Origin of the sequence: Dactylosporangium sp. NPDC050688, assembly GCF_040654515.1 — a bacterium.
GTDB lineage: Bacteria > Actinomycetota > Actinomycetes > Mycobacteriales > Micromonosporaceae > Dactylosporangium.
The window spans coordinates 45,202-59,438 of sequence record NZ_JBFAIC010000007.1 but is presented as its reverse complement, the minus strand read 5'-3'; the positions used below and the strand labels follow the sequence as shown (position 1 = coordinate 59,438).

14 protein-coding genes are annotated in these 14,237 nt (G+C 75.0%); 7 read left to right on the top strand and 7 right to left on the bottom strand.

Annotation, left to right across the window (positions count from 1 at the left end; genetic code table 11):
• The first annotated feature begins 32 nt into the window (after positions 1–32).
• The 4 genes from AB0H83_RS09280 (at position 33) to AB0H83_RS09265 (ending at position 6,353) form a co-directional block, all read left to right on the top strand.
• Positions 33–1,640, top strand: a complete 1,608-nt coding sequence (locus tag AB0H83_RS09280) for a CHASE3 domain-containing protein (RefSeq protein WP_360089491.1) — start codon at positions 33–35, stop codon at positions 1,638–1,640.
• Positions 1,641–1,731: 91 nt separating this feature from the next.
• Positions 1,732–2,688, top strand: a complete 957-nt coding sequence (locus AB0H83_RS09275) for a TIGR03885 family FMN-dependent LLM class oxidoreductase (protein ID WP_360089488.1) — start codon at positions 1,732–1,734, stop codon at positions 2,686–2,688.
• A 47-nt stretch (positions 2,689–2,735) separates the two neighbouring features.
• Positions 2,736–5,459 carry an ATP-binding protein gene (locus tag AB0H83_RS09270; protein WP_360089485.1) on the top strand — a complete coding sequence of 908 codons (2,724 nt, stop codon included), beginning with the start codon at positions 2,736–2,738 and terminating at the stop codon, positions 5,457–5,459.
• Positions 5,460–5,585: 126 nt separating this feature from the next.
• Complete coding sequence (locus AB0H83_RS09265) at positions 5,586–6,353, top strand: DinB family protein (RefSeq protein WP_360089482.1); 768 nt, start codon at positions 5,586–5,588, stop codon at positions 6,351–6,353.
• On the opposite strand, the gene AB0H83_RS09260 is transcribed toward AB0H83_RS09265, so the two are convergent.
• Positions 6,339–7,001: an NAD(P)H-binding protein gene (locus AB0H83_RS09260; RefSeq protein WP_360089479.1), complete on the bottom strand. Its 663-nt coding sequence runs from the start codon at positions 6,999–7,001 to the stop codon at positions 6,339–6,341. The two genes, AB0H83_RS09265 and AB0H83_RS09260, sit on opposite strands and share 15 nt — an antisense overlap.
• A gap of 80 nt (positions 7,002–7,081) precedes the next feature.
• On the opposite strand from AB0H83_RS09260, the gene AB0H83_RS09255 reads away from it, so the two are divergent.
• Positions 7,082–7,450: a helix-turn-helix domain-containing protein gene (locus AB0H83_RS09255; protein WP_360089475.1), complete on the top strand. Its 369-nt coding sequence runs from the start codon at positions 7,082–7,084 to the stop codon at positions 7,448–7,450.
• Here the strand turns inward: AB0H83_RS09255 and AB0H83_RS09250 are convergent.
• The 3 genes from AB0H83_RS09250 to AB0H83_RS09240 form a co-directional block, all read right to left on the bottom strand.
• Entirely contained in the window at positions 7,447–8,253 is an 807-nt protein-coding gene (locus tag AB0H83_RS09250; RefSeq protein ID WP_360089472.1) for a hypothetical protein, read from the bottom strand. The two genes, AB0H83_RS09255 and AB0H83_RS09250, sit on opposite strands and share 4 nt — an antisense overlap.
• 170 nt (positions 8,254–8,423) lie before the next feature.
• Entirely contained in the window at positions 8,424–9,665 is a 1,242-nt protein-coding gene (locus AB0H83_RS09245) for an MFS transporter (RefSeq protein WP_360089469.1), read from the bottom strand.
• An 83-nt stretch (positions 9,666–9,748) separates the two neighbouring features.
• Entirely contained in the window at positions 9,749–10,525 is a 777-nt protein-coding gene (locus AB0H83_RS09240; protein WP_360089466.1) for a hypothetical protein, read from the bottom strand.
• A gap of 4 nt (positions 10,526–10,529) precedes the next feature.
• On the opposite strand from AB0H83_RS09240, the gene AB0H83_RS09235 reads away from it, so the two are divergent.
• Positions 10,530–10,652: a hypothetical protein gene (locus AB0H83_RS09235; protein ID WP_360089463.1), complete on the top strand. Its 123-nt coding sequence runs from the start codon at positions 10,530–10,532 to the stop codon at positions 10,650–10,652.
• Between the two features lie 65 nt (positions 10,653–10,717).
• Here AB0H83_RS09235 and AB0H83_RS09230 read toward each other — a convergent pair whose 3' ends face one another.
• On the bottom strand, positions 10,718–11,581 hold the full coding sequence (locus AB0H83_RS09230; RefSeq protein WP_360089460.1) for a hypothetical protein: 864 nt from the start codon (positions 11,579–11,581) through the stop codon (positions 10,718–10,720).
• The gene (locus tag AB0H83_RS09225; protein WP_360089457.1) at positions 11,574–12,095 is read right to left on the bottom strand and encodes a sigma-70 family RNA polymerase sigma factor; all 522 of its coding nucleotides are present in this window, start codon (positions 12,093–12,095) and stop codon (positions 11,574–11,576) included. Before AB0H83_RS09225 ends, AB0H83_RS09230 begins: the two co-directional genes overlap by 8 nt.
• Positions 12,096–12,328: 233 nt before the next feature.
• Between AB0H83_RS09225 and AB0H83_RS09220 the strand changes: the two genes are divergently transcribed.
• On the top strand, positions 12,329–12,721 hold the full coding sequence (locus tag AB0H83_RS09220; RefSeq protein ID WP_360089454.1) for a cellulose binding domain-containing protein: 393 nt from the start codon (positions 12,329–12,331) through the stop codon (positions 12,719–12,721).
• Between the two features lie 4 nt (positions 12,722–12,725).
• On the opposite strand, the gene AB0H83_RS09215 is transcribed toward AB0H83_RS09220, so the two are convergent.
• A partial coding sequence (locus tag AB0H83_RS09215) for a tetratricopeptide repeat protein (protein ID WP_360089451.1) occupies positions 12,726–14,237 on the bottom strand: 1,512 nt, incomplete at its 5' end.

Genomic DNA, 14,237 nt, shown 5'->3' with positions numbered 1-14,237 from the left:
CGGGTTCGCCGCTGATCGCGTACCGTGCTGCTGTGATCGGCACGGCTGAATACCCACGGATCCGCAGGTGGGACCGGTGGAGCACGTCCCGTTGGTTCGCCTCGGTCCTGATCATGATGGTCGTCGTGGTCCTGGCCGCCACGGCGGTCGGCGCGGTGGTGCTGAGCCGCACCGCGTCGGTGTCCAACCGGCTCAGCGACCGGATCTCCCCGGCGCGCACGGCGGTCGTCGAGCTGACCGCCGCCCTGGTCGACCAGGAGACCGGCGTGCGGGGCTTCCTGCTCAGCGGCGACGAGCGGTTCCTGGAGCCCTACGCGCGGGGCCTCGTCGGTGAGCGGACGCTGCTGGCCCGCATCCGGCAGCTGCTCGCCGACGAGCCGGTCGCCCTCGCCGACCTGGACCGGGTCGAGCAGCAGGCCCGCGACTGGCGCGGCACCGTGGCGGACCCGTCGATCGAGACCCGTCGAAGGTCCGGCGACCCGGCGGCCGCGGTCGAGGCGGTGCTCAGCGGCAAGGCCGCGTTCGACGCGGTCCGCGCCCGGATCAGCACCCTCGACGGGCACCTCGCCGGGATCCGGGACCGGGCCCGCGCCGACCTCGACGCGGCCCGCCGGCTGCGCGACGCCGTGTTCCTCGGCATGGCCGGGTTCCTGCTGCTGTTGATCTGCGTGCTCGCGGTGCTGCTGCGCCTGGTGGTGCTGCGCCCTCTCGACCGGCTGAGCGTCGGGGTGCGCCGGGTCGCCGGCGGGGACTTCGACCACCGGCTCGCCGTGCGCGGCCCCGCCGACCTGGCCAGACTGACCGGCGACGTGGAGACGATGCGCCAGCGGATCGTCGAGGCGTACCTCGCCAGCCAGCGGGCGCGGGCGGCGCTGGAGCAGCAGCAGCTGGAGCTGCACCGTTCCAACGCCGACCTGGAGCAGTTCGCCTACGTCGCCTCGCACGACCTGCAGGAGCCGCTGCGCAAGGTCGCCTCGTTCTGCCAGATGCTGCAGCGGCGCTACAGCGACCAGCTCGACGACAGGGCCCGGCAGTACATCGCGTTCGCCGTCGACGGCGCGACCCGCATGCAGCGGCTCATCACGGACCTGCTGACGTTCTCCAGGATCGGCCGCGTGTACGACGACAGCCGCTCCGTCGACCTCGACGAGGTGGCCGGGCAGGCCGAGGCGAACCTTGCCGGCGCGATCACCGACCGGCGCGCCCGGATCGAGCGTCCGCCGCTGCCGACCGTGCCCGGCGACGTGACCCTGCTGACGATGCTGTGGCAGAACCTCATCAGCAACGCCATCAAGTTCCGGCACCCGGACCGGGACCCGGTGGTGCGGGTCGCGGTCGGCGAGGCCGGCGGCATGTGGCAGTTCAGCGTCGAGGACAACGGCATCGGCATCGATCCCAAGTACGCCGACAAGATCTTCGTGATCTTCCAGCGGCTGCACTCGCGGGAGACGTACACCGGCACCGGGATCGGGCTGGCCATATGCAAGAAGGTGGTGGAGTTCCACGGCGGCACGATCCGGCTGGACGACACCTACCGCGACGGCGCCCGGTTCGTGTTCACGCTGCCCCGCACGCCGGCCGTCGATGCCACCGCCGGGACCACCGGCACGGACGCCGAGCTCGCGCCGGCCACGCGGTGAGCCCGCGGTGACCGGCGCTCAGCCGGCCCCGCGCGGTCGTGCCGGTGCGGCCCGTGCATGAGGAGCGGTGGGCGGTGGGTAAGAGGGGCGCATGACGGTCTTCGGGTTGCACAACTCGCACGAGCAGATCCATCCGTCCGCGCTGCTGGCGGCGGTGCGGCGGGCCGAGTCGGCGGGCTTCACCGCCGCCATGTGCTCCGACCACTTCTCCCCGTGGAGCGATCGGCAGGGGCAGTCGGCGTTCGCGTGGTCATGGCTCGGGGCGGCGCTGCAGGCCACGCAGCTGCCGTTCGGGATCGTCAACGCGCCCGGCCAGCGGTACCACCCGGCGATCATCGCGCAGGCGATCGGGACCCTCGCGGCGATGTACCCGGGGCGGTTCTGGGCGGCGCTCGGCACCGGCGAGGCGAGCAACGAACACATCACCGGCGGCGGCTGGCCGCGCAAGGACGTCCGCAACGCCCGGCTGCGCGAGTGCGTCGACGTCATCCGGGCGCTGCTCGCCGGCGAGGAGGTCAGCCACGACGGTCTCGTCACCGTCGACCGGGCCCGGCTGTGGACCCGGCCGGACGAGCCGGTGCGGCTGGTCGGTGCCGCCGTCAGCGTGGAGACCGCCGGCTGGGCCGGGCAGTGGGCCGACGGGCTGATCACCGTGAACCAGCCGGAGGAGCACCTGCGGCGGATGATCGAGGCGTACCGCGCCGCCGGCGGCCGCGGCGAGCTGTGCCTGCAGGTACACCTGAGCTGGGCGCCGACGCAGGAGGAGGCCCTGGCGGTCGCGCACGAGCAGTGGCGCAGCAACATCTTCACCCCGCCCGTGTGCTGGGACCTGGAGACCCCCGAGCACTTCGACGTCGTGTCGCGGGACGTGACCCCGGAGCAGGTCACCCGGACCGTGCACGTCAGCGCCGACCCGGACCGCCACGCCGAGATCCTGCACCGCTACGTCGAGCTCGGCTTCGACCAGATCTACCTGCACCACGTCGGGCAGCACCTGGACGAGTTCATCGACACGTTCGGCGCCAAGGTGCTGCCCCAGCTGAGGTAGCGCACCGGAAACCCGAAGGACGCGCCGGCGGTGTCCGATAGGCCGGTATGTGGTCCGTCGTGCGGCGGGCCGGGCGCGTCGTGCCGCGCGCCGGGCTCCTCGCCACACTCGTCGCGGTCCTCGCCGCGGCCGTGTCGGCCGGGGCCGGGGTGGTGCTCGACCGCGCCCAGGAGCGGGAGCTGACGCAGGCGCTGGACCGTAAGGTCAGCGCGATCGCCGCGGACATCGCCCACGAGACCGGCCGGTACGTCGACACCCTGCGCACCGTGGTCGCCGCGGCCGGGGCGTTCGAGCCGCTGACGGCCGAGAAGTTCGGCCAGGCGGCCGAGCCGCTGCGGCGCATGGGGCTGGCGGGCGCGACGTCGATCGGGTTCCTGGTCCCGGCGCAGGACGGCGACGTCGAGCGGGTCCAGGCGCTGTGGCGGCAGCGGGGCGTGCCGGACCTGGCCCTCGAGCCGAAGGGGCCCGGGCCGGCCCACATCTTCTCGATCTTCAGTGAGCCGTTCGACGACACGACCGGGGGCACGCTGGGCGTCGACGTCACCCAGGCGGCGACGCCGACGCGGGCGCTCGCCGAGTCGCGCCGCACGGGCGAGGCGACGGTGTCCGACACGTACCTGCTCATCCGCGACCAGGGCCTGCCCGAGGACCAGCGGCAGCAGTCGTTCGTGCTGACCGCGCCGGTGTACGGTACGGCGGCCCCCGGCGCGGCCCGGCCGTTCCTCGGCTGGGTGATGATGGGGCTGCGGGGGCAGGACTTCATCGCCGCCGCCGTGCGGCGCAGCACCCAGGACGCCGCCGCCGACGTGACACTGGCAGCTCCCGGCGCCGACGGCACGCCCGCCGTCGTCGCCGCCGTGCGCGCGGGCACCGACGGGCACCGCACCGAGCACCGCACCGCCGACGTCACGGTGGCGCAGGCGCAGTGGCGGCTGCGGATCAGCGTCGTCGCCGCCGACCTGCCCGGCGGGGGGCCGTTCCCGGCGGCGATGTCGACCGCCGGGCTGGGCCTGGGCGGGCTGCTGGCCGCGCTCACGTTCGTGCTGGGGACCGGGCGGGCCCGCGCCGACGCCCGGGTCGCGGCCGCGACCGCGCGGCTGCGGCGCACCGAGGCGGAGGCGCGCGAGCACGCCGACCTGCTCACCGCCGTGCTCGACAGCGTCAGCGACGGGGTCGGCGTGGTCGACGAGCGGGGCCGGTTCCTGCTGCACAACCCGGCGGCGAAGGCGCTGCTGGCGGTGGAGGACAGCCCGGCCGGCGCCGCGTCCTGGCAGGAGCACTACGGCATCTTCCGTCCCGCCGGCACCACCCCGTTCCCGACTGGCGAGCTGCCGCTGACCCGGGCCCTGTCCGGCGAGACCAGCGAGCAGGTGCCGATGGTGATCCGCAACGCCGGCAACCCGGACGGGATCGTCGTCACGGTGTCGGCCCGCCCGCTGCACGGCAGCGCCGGGCGGCCCGGCGCGGTGGCGGTGTTCCACGACGTCACCGCGCGGGCCGCCGCGCACCGGGCCATCGCCGAGGCGAACGCGGCGATGCGCGACGAACTCGCGCTGCGGGAGGCCGCCGAGGCCGGGCTGCGCATCGCGCGGGACGAGCTCGCCACCGAGCGCGCCTACCTGCGGCAGGTCCTGGACGCCCTGGACGTCACCGTCGTCACCTGCGACGCCGCCGGCATCCTGGTGCACACCAACCGTGCGGCACGGGTCGCGATCCCGGGCGTGGACACCGACGCGGGCGTGCCGCTGACGGTCGTGGACAGCTGCCGCCGGGTCCGCATGGCCCATCCGGACGGCACCCCCTTCGCCGACTACGACCTGCCGCTGCTCGTGGCGCTGCGCGGCCAGCGCGTCGACGGCGTCGAGGCGCACGTGACGCACGCCGACGGGCACCACCATGTCGTGATGATGCATGCCCGGCCGCTGCGGGACCGGGACGGGCGGATCGTGGGCGCGGTCGCGTCGTCGTACACCGTCACGGCGCTGCGGCAACGAGAGGCCGAGCTCAGCGCGTTCGCCGGCATCGTCGCCCACGACCTGCGCAGCCCGCTCACCACGATCGGTGGGTTCACCGAGTACGTCCGCGACTCGCTCGCCGACGGCGGCCCCGGCCACGAGCACTGTCACGAGCACCGTCACGAGCACCGGCAGGAGCGGGAGGTCCTGGACCGGACCCTGGCGACCACGGCACGGATGCGCCGGCTCATCGACGACCTGCTCGGCTACGCCGCCGCCCGCGACGCCGTGCTGGACGCCCGCGACCTCGACCTGCGCGCCGTCGTCGACGACGTGGTCACCGAGCGGCTCGCCGTGCAGGCCGTCGACCCGACCAGCCCGCCGCCGCAGATCTTCGTCGGCGCGATGCCGTCGGTGCACGCCGACCCGGCGCTGCTGCGGCAGCTGCTGGACAACCTGATCGGCAACGCGCTGAAGTACACGCCGCCCGGCCAGCCGGCCCGCGTCGACGTGTGCGCGACCCCGCAGGGCACCGGCTGGGTCCGCGTCGATGTCGCCGACCGCGGCATCGGCATCCCCGAGGGCCAGCACGACGCGATCTTCACCGGCTTCCACCGGGCGCACCGCACCGCCGACTACGCCGGCACCGGTCTCGGCCTCGCCATCTGCCAGCGGGTCGTGGAGCGGCACGGCGGCACGATCAGCGCCAGCGACAACCCCGGCGGCGGGGCGCGGCTGTCCTTCACGCTGCCGGTCGCGCGGTCCGCCCGCTTCCACACCCGCTCGCGCGTCCCCTCCGACCAGCCGTTTGGATGACGCCGGACCGGTAACAACAAGAGAATGGCTGCTGTCGTGGTCCACCGCGCAGCTGCGCGAGACCGTCGAGGACGTCCTGCGCCGGCGCGCCACCACCGGCTGAGACGGCCGCGATATGGTCCCGGTGTGGGGGCAGACACCGGTCGTCACTTCGAGCGCACGGACATGTCCGGCGCGCGGTTCCGCATGGTGCGCCTGACCGGCGCCAGGTTCCAGGACGTGGACCTCACCGGCGTGGTGATGCGCGACGTCGAGCTGGTCGACGCCGAGATCAACGGCGAGATCGTCAACCTGACCGTCAACGGCGTCGACGTCGGACCCCTCATCGAGGCCGAGCTCGACCGGCGGCACCCCGACCGGGTCAAGATGCGCCCGTCCGACGCGGCCGGCTTCCGCGAGGCGTGGGACACCGTCGAGCGCCTCTGGGACGGCACTGTCCGGCGCGCCCGCCGCCTCGACCCCGAGCTGCTGCACGAGTCCGTCGCCGGCGAGTGGTCGTTCGTCGAGACGCTGCGGCACCTCGCCTTCGCCACCGAGGCGTGGATCTGCCGGGCGGTGCTCGGCGACCCGGCCCCGTGGCACCCGCTGTCGCTGCCGTCGGACGGGCTGCCCGACGCCCCCGGCGTGCCCCGCGACCGTGCGGTGCGCCCGCCGCTGGACGTCGTGCTGGAGCTGCGCCGCGACCGGATGGCCACGGTCCGCACGCTCGTCGACGGGCTCACCGACGCGGCGCTCGACGAGCGGACCACACCGGTCCACGGGCCGGGGTGGCCGCCGCCGCGCGACTTCCCGGTGCGGGAGTGCCTGTCGGTCGTGCTCAACGAGGAGTGGCAGCACCGCCTGTACGCCGAGCGCGACCTCGCCGTCCTGGAGTCCCGCTCAGTCGAACACTGAGACCCGCGTGCGGTGGTGCCGGGGGGACTCGATCTCGTCGAGCACGGCGACGGCCAGATCGGCGTAGGACAGGCCGGTCGCGGGTGCGGTGTCGCCGCCGGTCCGGTACCGCCCGAGCCGCGGACCGGCCGGGTCGAGCGCCGCGGGCGGGGTCAGCACGAGCCAGTCGACCCCTTCGCCGGCCGCCCTGAGCCGGTCCAGCCCGGCGGTGTGCGCCAGCGCGAAGGGCCGCAGGTGGGCCGGGAACGCCGCCGGGTCGTCGTACAGGGTTCGGCCGTCGGCGTCCACCAGGTTCGCGAACAGGCCGATCACGACCAGCCGGGGCACCCCGGCCTGCGGCAGGCCAGTCAGCAGCGCGTCGGCGGCGTCGGCGAAGAACCGCTCGTCGAGCCCGCCGCGGGCGAGCGCCTCCGGACCGGAGAACGGGGTGACCGCGCTGACCACGGCATCGTGCCCGCGCGCGACGGTGGCCGTGACGCCGGCGTCCCGGACGTCGCCCCGCACGACGGCGACCCCGCCGGCCTCGAGGCCCGGGTGCCGGTCCGGGTCGCGGACCACGGCGGTGACCGTGTGCCCGCGCCGCAGCGCCTCGGCGGTGACGGCCCGCCCGGCCCTGCCGCCCGCCCCGAAGATGGCGATACCGCCCATGTCCCGATCCTCCGCTCGCCGGTGAAATGCCTCGCCGGGGACGGTATCCACGGGATACTGGTTACTACAAAGATACTGGGATGGACCTCGACCCCCGGATGTTCGACCCGGTGTGCCCGTCGGGCGCGCTGCCGTTCCAGATCGGCGACAAGTGGACGGCGATGGTGGTGCTGTGCCTGGAGCACGGCCCGCGGCGCTTCACCGAGCTGCGGGTGCCGTTGGCCGCCGTCACCCCGAAGGTGCTGGCCCAGACGCTGCGCGCGATGCAGCGCGACGGCCTGGTGGTGCGCACCGCGTACCCGGAGCACCCGCCCCGCGTCGAGTACGAGCTCACGGACCTCGGCCGCAGCCTGCTGACCCTGATCGCGGCGGTGCGGGCGTGGAGCGCCGAGCACCTGCCGAGGCTGCTCGCCGCCCGCGAGGCCCACGACGCCGCGACCGGTGCCTAGGCCTCCGTCGCCGGTCCGGCAGTGGTGGGCGGCGTCGCGGTGGGCGGTTCGGCGGTGGCCGGGGGCGGGGGCGGCGGCGCCGGTACGGCGGGAAAGTGGGCCGACGGGTCAGGGCAGATGTAGTAGGGCATCGGCCCGATCGCCGGGTGCGGCGGCCAGGCCGGCCACGCCTGCCAGGCCTGCGGGGCCTGCGGGGGCTTTGGCACGAAGTACCGGTGCGCGGGCGGCAGCGCCAGCAGCAGCACCACCGCCAGCGTGATGACCAGCACGGCAAGGGCGGTGAGCACCGTGCTGCCGAAGAAGACCTCGGAGAACACGTCGGGGTCGGTGTAGAGGGCGTCGAGGAAGTCCGACTCCTGCTCCCAGGAGACGCCGTCGTCCACGACCACGTCGTCGCCGGTGTCCATGACGGCGAACGCCAGCGGCAGCAGCAGGAAACCCCCGCAGAGCTGGCACAGGGCCAGCAGCAGCTGCCCGCCGCCGGCGACGAAGACGAAGATCCGCGCGATGTTGCTGCCCCGCAGCACCGGCCGGGCCGTCACGCCGAGCCAGACGGCGAGCAGCAGCGCGGGCACGCCGACGAACAGCGTCGCCGCGACGTTGCCGGCCCGCTCGTCACGCACCTCGTCCGGGTCGGCATTGCCCACCATCGCGGCGACCCGCGAGATCTCGGCGTCGTAGTGCACCGCGTGGGCGACCGCGAGCCCGGCCAGTCCCAGCAGCAGCGCGACGGCGGCCACCTGCAACCAGCACGCCACGGTCACCTGCGCCGGCCGCGGCGGACGGTTGACGTCGACGGTCATGGCACGCCACGGTACGGCCCGTCACCACCGGCCACACCCGACCGTTCGGCCAGTTCGAGATCGGATTCCCGCTCCGCCGGCACGCGGCGGGTCCACAGCGGTGGAGGCACGGGTGACGGCCGGCACCGTCCGCCGCGCCGGGCCGGGCCGTCAGTGGCCGTAAGTGGCCGTCAGTGGCCGGCGGCGGCCAGCGGCGCCGGCGCCGCCAGGTGCTGGACCGTGCGCCACCAGACGACCAGCTGGACCACGGCGAGGACGACGACGAACGGCGGCAGCGTCCAGATCCCGGCGCGGTCGGCGATCACACCGGCCAGGAACGGAAACAGCGCGCCGCCGATGACGGACACGCCGTTGAGCAGGCCGATCGTCGTGGGGGCCAGGCGGTCCCCGGCGAAGGACGGGGCGACCGCCATCGTGGTCGGGAAGATCGGCCCGAGGAAGAAGCCGAGCAGGGCGAACGCGGCCACCGCCACGACCGTCACCGGGGCGGCCCACAGCAGCGCGGTGGCGAACGTGACGCCGGCCAGGCACGCGAAGGTCAGCCGGGTCGCCGTCCAGCCCAGCCGGGCCGCGAGCGGGCTCAGCACGAACCGGCCGAGGGTCAGGCCGAGCCAGTAGCCGCTGATCGTGTACCCGGCGACCAGGTCGCCCTGCCCGCGCTCGCCGACGAGGAAGCTGAAGCCCCAATTGCCGACGCTGATCTCCAGGCCGACGTACACGGCGAGGAAGACGGCGCCGAGCAGGACCGCGGGCCGCCGGACCGCCGCCCCGAACAGCCCGCCGCCGGCCACCGCAGCCGCGCCGGGCGCCCCGTCCGGTGCGGTGTCCGGTGCGGTGGCTGCGGCCGGGTCCGGTGTCGCGGCGCGCAGGGTCAGGTGGAAGCCGGCCACGAGCGGCACGCACGCCAGCGCGAGCACCAGCCACACCGACGTCCACGCGGTGAATCCCAGCATCCAGGTCGCCAGCGGCGGGCCGGCCAGCGCGCCGACGCCGAAGAACGCGTGCAGCCAGTTCAGCAGCGTCGTCGAGCCGGGCAGCGTCGCGAGGTGGGCGTTGAGCACCGACTCCAGCACGCCCGTGCCGTACCCGGCGACGATCTGCACGGCGACGAGCGCGACGAACGCCGGGCGGGTCGCGGTGTACAGGCCGGCGGCGACGTACGCGAGGCCGCCCACGCTCAGCGCGGTGCGGGTCCCGAGCCGGTGGATGAGGGCGCCGGCGGTCGAGCCGGCCAGCAGGAACCCGGCGGAGAAGGCGAAGAAGGTCACGCCGATCGTGGCCTTGTCGAGCCCGTAGTCGCCGATCTGCGCGGGCAGCAGCACCCCGCCGACGCCGGCGCTGAGCCCGGCGAGGATGAAGGTGGCGTACGCGAACACGATCGGCGCAAGGGGGCGTGGGACTGACGCGGACACCGGACCTCCATCGGCGCGGGGCGATGCTGTCCACATCATGCCGGACGGCGGGCATCCGTTGGTGTGATTGGTTTTTCGAAATTTCAGCCGTCTTCCGGCGGGTACGCCTCCAGGGCCGCGTACGCGAGGGGGACGAACTGCCACGGCGCGGGGTCGGTGGCCAGATCCTCGAACGCGGTGGTGAGCCGCCGGACCGGATGCGTGGCGCCGGCCGGGTCGGCGAAGGCGTCGTAGCACAGCCGTAGCGCGGACACCGCCCGCGGGTCGAGCCGCTCCAGCGCGGCGCGCAGCAGGTGCCACGGCTCCGGACGTCCACTGTAGACAGAGACGAACAGCAGCGCGTACAGCACACCGTATGCGTCCCAGCCCTCGCCACCGGGGTCGTCGCCGAGGTCGTCGAGTGCCTTGGCGAGCAGGCTGCGCGCCGTGTCGACGTCACATTCACCGTTGGTCAGCAGGTGTGCGGTGGCGGCGAAGACGAGCCCGGTCGCCGTGCCGGTGCCCTGCCCGGCGTCGTTGAGCAGGTGCGGCACCCGGTCGAGCTGGCCGGTCACGTTCGCGAGGAAGGCCGCCTCGATGAGGCGCCGCGAGCGCTGGTGCGGCCGCTCGCTGAGCTCGCTGGCGCGCACGAGCGCACCGACCGCCCCGGCGGCGCCGCCGCGCGGGCCGCCGCGGCCGCCCCAGGCCGACCGGGCCACCTCGTCGAGCGCGCGGGTGACCGTCTCGTCCGGGCCGGTCGCGGCGTCGGCGAGATGCCGGGCGCGGCGCTCCGGCAGCCGCATGTCGTCGAAGAGGCACGCCGCGCCGGTGCGCACCGCGGCCAGGAACCGCGCGGGCGTGCCGCCCGACTGCCGCGGCATCCTGATGTCCGTCGACGGCATGCCGCCCGCCGACGGCGTGACCGCCACCGTCGTGTCGGCGCTGGAGGCCAGGCAGGCCCGGCGTCACCTGGACCGGCCGGTCCACGTGGCGCCGCTGGCCGCCTGACCGCCGACCCCGCCCGCGTGCGCTCGCACGCGGGCGGTGCCCGTGCGGTGCCCGCGCGTCCTGGCTCAGCCCGCCTTGACGCTCGGCGCGATGATCTGGCCCGACTGGCTCGGCCTCGGCTTGTCCGGCGCCTTGCCGTCCGCCGACACCCACAGCACCACCACGGTGTTGGAGATCGGGGCGGTGTCGTAGACGATCCAGTCGCCGGGCACCTGCGCCTCCGTGGCCGCGACGGACTTCCAGCCGACCCGGTACTCCGCGGTCTTGCCCTGCGCCGAGAGCAGGCGGCGCGCCTCGGTGACCCGCTTGCCGACCAGCTTCTCGGCGTCGGCGTTCTGCTGGTCGGAGCCGCCGTCGACGAACTCGCCCGGCAGCGGGGTCCGCCCGAACGCGACGATCGCGTAGGACCTGAAGTTCAGCGGCACCTTGAACCCGACTTCGCAGGTGCCGTTGGCGGTGCACCGGCCCGGGTCCTCGATCGGCTCCAGGGTGGGTCCGCCGCCGGTGTCGCCGAGCTCCTCGAACACCACCTTGCCGACGTCCTCGGGGTCGGCGGGGACCAGCTCGATCTTGATGTTCAGCCCGTATCTGGCCAGTTCTTCGCGGTACCGCTGGGGATCGGCGGCGGGGTCCTTGATCGTGACGATCAGGTAGCCCGGGGCCTCGGTGAAGCTCAGTGCCGCGCTGGCCGGCGCCGGCCCGACCGGCGTCGAGGTGGGCAGCAGCGCGCTGACCGCGATCGCGGCCGCGGCGAGCCCGGCGACGGCCGGCACGGATACCAGCAGCCTGCGCCGCCACGGTGTCGGCGGCCGGGTGTCCAGGATGTCGCGCAGCAGCTCGTCGCCGGCGGCCTGCGCCGCGGGCGGGACGTGCACGGTGGGGGACAGCAGCCGGACCAGGTGGTCCTGCTCCTCGTCGACGTCAGTCACGGTGGCTCCTCGAACGGCTGGTCAGGGACGGTGAGCGCAGCGCCTCGGCGAACCGGCGGCGGGCGCGGTGCAGGCGGATCCGGGCGGCGTTGACCGAGCAGCCCAGCGCGACCGCGAGATCCTCGGCGGTCAGGCCCTCCCAGGCCACCAGCCGCAGCACCTCCTGGTCACCCTCGGGCAGGCCACGGAACGCGTGGGCGATCTCCGGCGGCACCGCCGGCTCGATCGTGGTGGCCTCCGTCAGCTCCCGGCGCAGCCGCGCTCCCAGGTCGGCGCGGCGCCGGTCGGCCCGCTGATGGTTGGCCAGGACGTTGCGGGCGACCCCGAACAGCCACGGCCTGGCCTGGTCGTCGGGGATCTCATCGATGCGCCGCCAGGCGACCAGGAACGTGTCGGCGACCACGTCGGCGGCCGCCTCGGGCCGCTCGACCCGGCGCAGGGCGTAGCCGAGCAGATCCTGGTAGCAGTCGCGGTACAGGGCTTCGAACCGGGCGGCGCTCGGGGCTCGTGCCAAGGGTGGCTCCCATCCTGCGGAGGCGGTGTGTCGCCCATACATGTCCGCCCGGGGCCGTGCATTTCACCGCTCGCGCGCCAACCCTACGGTCCGGCCGCCGGATCGTTGACCGGCAACGGCGGCGCTCGGTAGATTCTGGCCGCGAGCCGTGGTGGGAGCCGAGCGGCCGGTGCGGCACGAGCCGCGAGACCGGCGCGCCGTGCCCGATCCGCACTCCCCGCCGTGGAGGCTCCATGTCCCGCCAGTTCCGTGCCCTTGCCGTCGCCGCCGTGTCACCGCTCGCCTGGGCGGGGCCCGCCGCGGCGGACGCCGTCCCCGCCGGGCCTTTCAGCTGTGACTACCGGTTCTTCGCCTGGTCCGGCGGGTTCGTCGCCGACCTTACGGTGGCCAACCACGGGCCGGCGGTGACCGGGTGGACGGCCAGCTGGACGTTCCGCAGCGCGACCGGCAACCTTACCGCCTGGCAGGCGAAGATGGCGCAGCCGGACCCGTTCACCGTGACGGCGACGAACGAGTCGTACAACGCGGTCATCGGCACGGGCCGGTCCGTGCGGTTCGGCTGGACGGCGTCGGCGGCGAGCACGGAGGTGCCGTCGGACATCACCGTCAACGGCGTGCCCTGCTGAGCGGTCACCGCGTGCCCTGGCGGGTCGTCACCGGCGGTTCTCCGGTCCGGGCAAGGGCAACGTGCCGTCGGGCGCGTGCCTCGCCGTCCAGGGCGCCGGCGAGGCCGTGGCGGTCGCCGGTACGTTCGTCGAGGGCGCGGGCGGCGGCGAAGCGGCGTGCCGCCGCCTCCGGACGGCCGGTGGCCAGCAGCACGTCGCCGAGGGTGTTGAGCGACTGCACCTGCAGGTCGCACTCGCCCGTCGCGCGGCCGATCGCGAGGGCGCGCCGCAGGTGACCGAGCGCCTTCGCGGGCCGGCCGTCGCGGTGGTACGCGGCCCCGATCGTCGCGTGCGCGGTGCCCTCGCCGCCCCGGTCGCCGGCCGCGACGCAGCGCTCCAGGGCCTCCCGCAGGTGCCCGATGGCCTGCCCGGTCCGGCCGGTCGCGCTCTCCACGGCGCCGAGGTTGCCCAGCGCGTAACCCTCCAGGCGCCGGTCGCCGAGCTCGGCGAAGAGGCCGGCCGCCCGCCGCAGGTGCCGTTCCGCCTCCGTGTGGTGGTGCATCCGCTGGTACGTGAACCCGAGGTTGAGCAGCTGTGCGGCTTCGCCGTGCCGGTCGCCGGCGGCCCGGTACATGCCGAGCGCGTCGCGGAGCCGGGCCGCGGCCGCCTCGTGGTCGCCGAGCCGCTCGTGCACCAGCGCGAGCCGGGCGGTCGCGCGCGCCTCGCCGGCCGTGTCGCCGGCCGCCCGGTGCCCGCGCAGCGACTGTCCGAAGTGGACCGTCGCCCGGTCGTGGTCGCCGAGCAGCCAGTGGATCGCGCCGAGGCTGGTGTGCGCGCCGGCGTCGCCGTGCGCCGCGGCCGCCGTGTGCAGGGCGAGCGCGTCGCGGTAGTGGCCGCCGACCTCCAGGTACCGCCACAGCACCCGGGACAGCTCGACCGCGGCCCGGGACCGTGCGAAGGTGACGAGGGCGGCCCGGTGCCGGTCCAGCCACCGCTGCGCCGCCGCCGGATTGTCCACAGTGGAGGCAGGCGGGCCGGTGCGGTCGTGCGGGAACAGGGCGGCGGCCGCGGCCGTGGCGGTGTCCACCAGGTGCGCGGCGAGCCGGTCCAGGGCGGCCCGGGACGCGTCGGGCGGCAGCTGCGCGGCCAGCTCGACGCTGTAGGCCCGCAGCAGGTCGTGCATCCCGTGACCGCCGTCGCCGGCCGGCTCCACGAGGTGCGCGCGGGCCAGCTCGTCCAGCGCCGCCCGCCCGGAATGCACCGGCACCCCGGCGAGCGCGGCCGTCACCGGCGCGTCGACCACCCGGCCGGGGTGCAGCCCGAGCAGCCGGAACGCCGCGGCGGCCGGCGGGCTGAGCCGCCGCAGCGACCACGAGAACACCGACCGCAGCGCGGTGCGCGGGTCGCCGCCCGCGTCGAACGCGTCGAGGTCGCCGCCCGTGTCGAACGCGTCGAGGTCGCCGCCCGTGTCGAACGCGTCGAGGTCGCCGCCCGTGTCGAACGCGTCGAGGTCGCCGCCCGTGTCGAACGCGTCGAG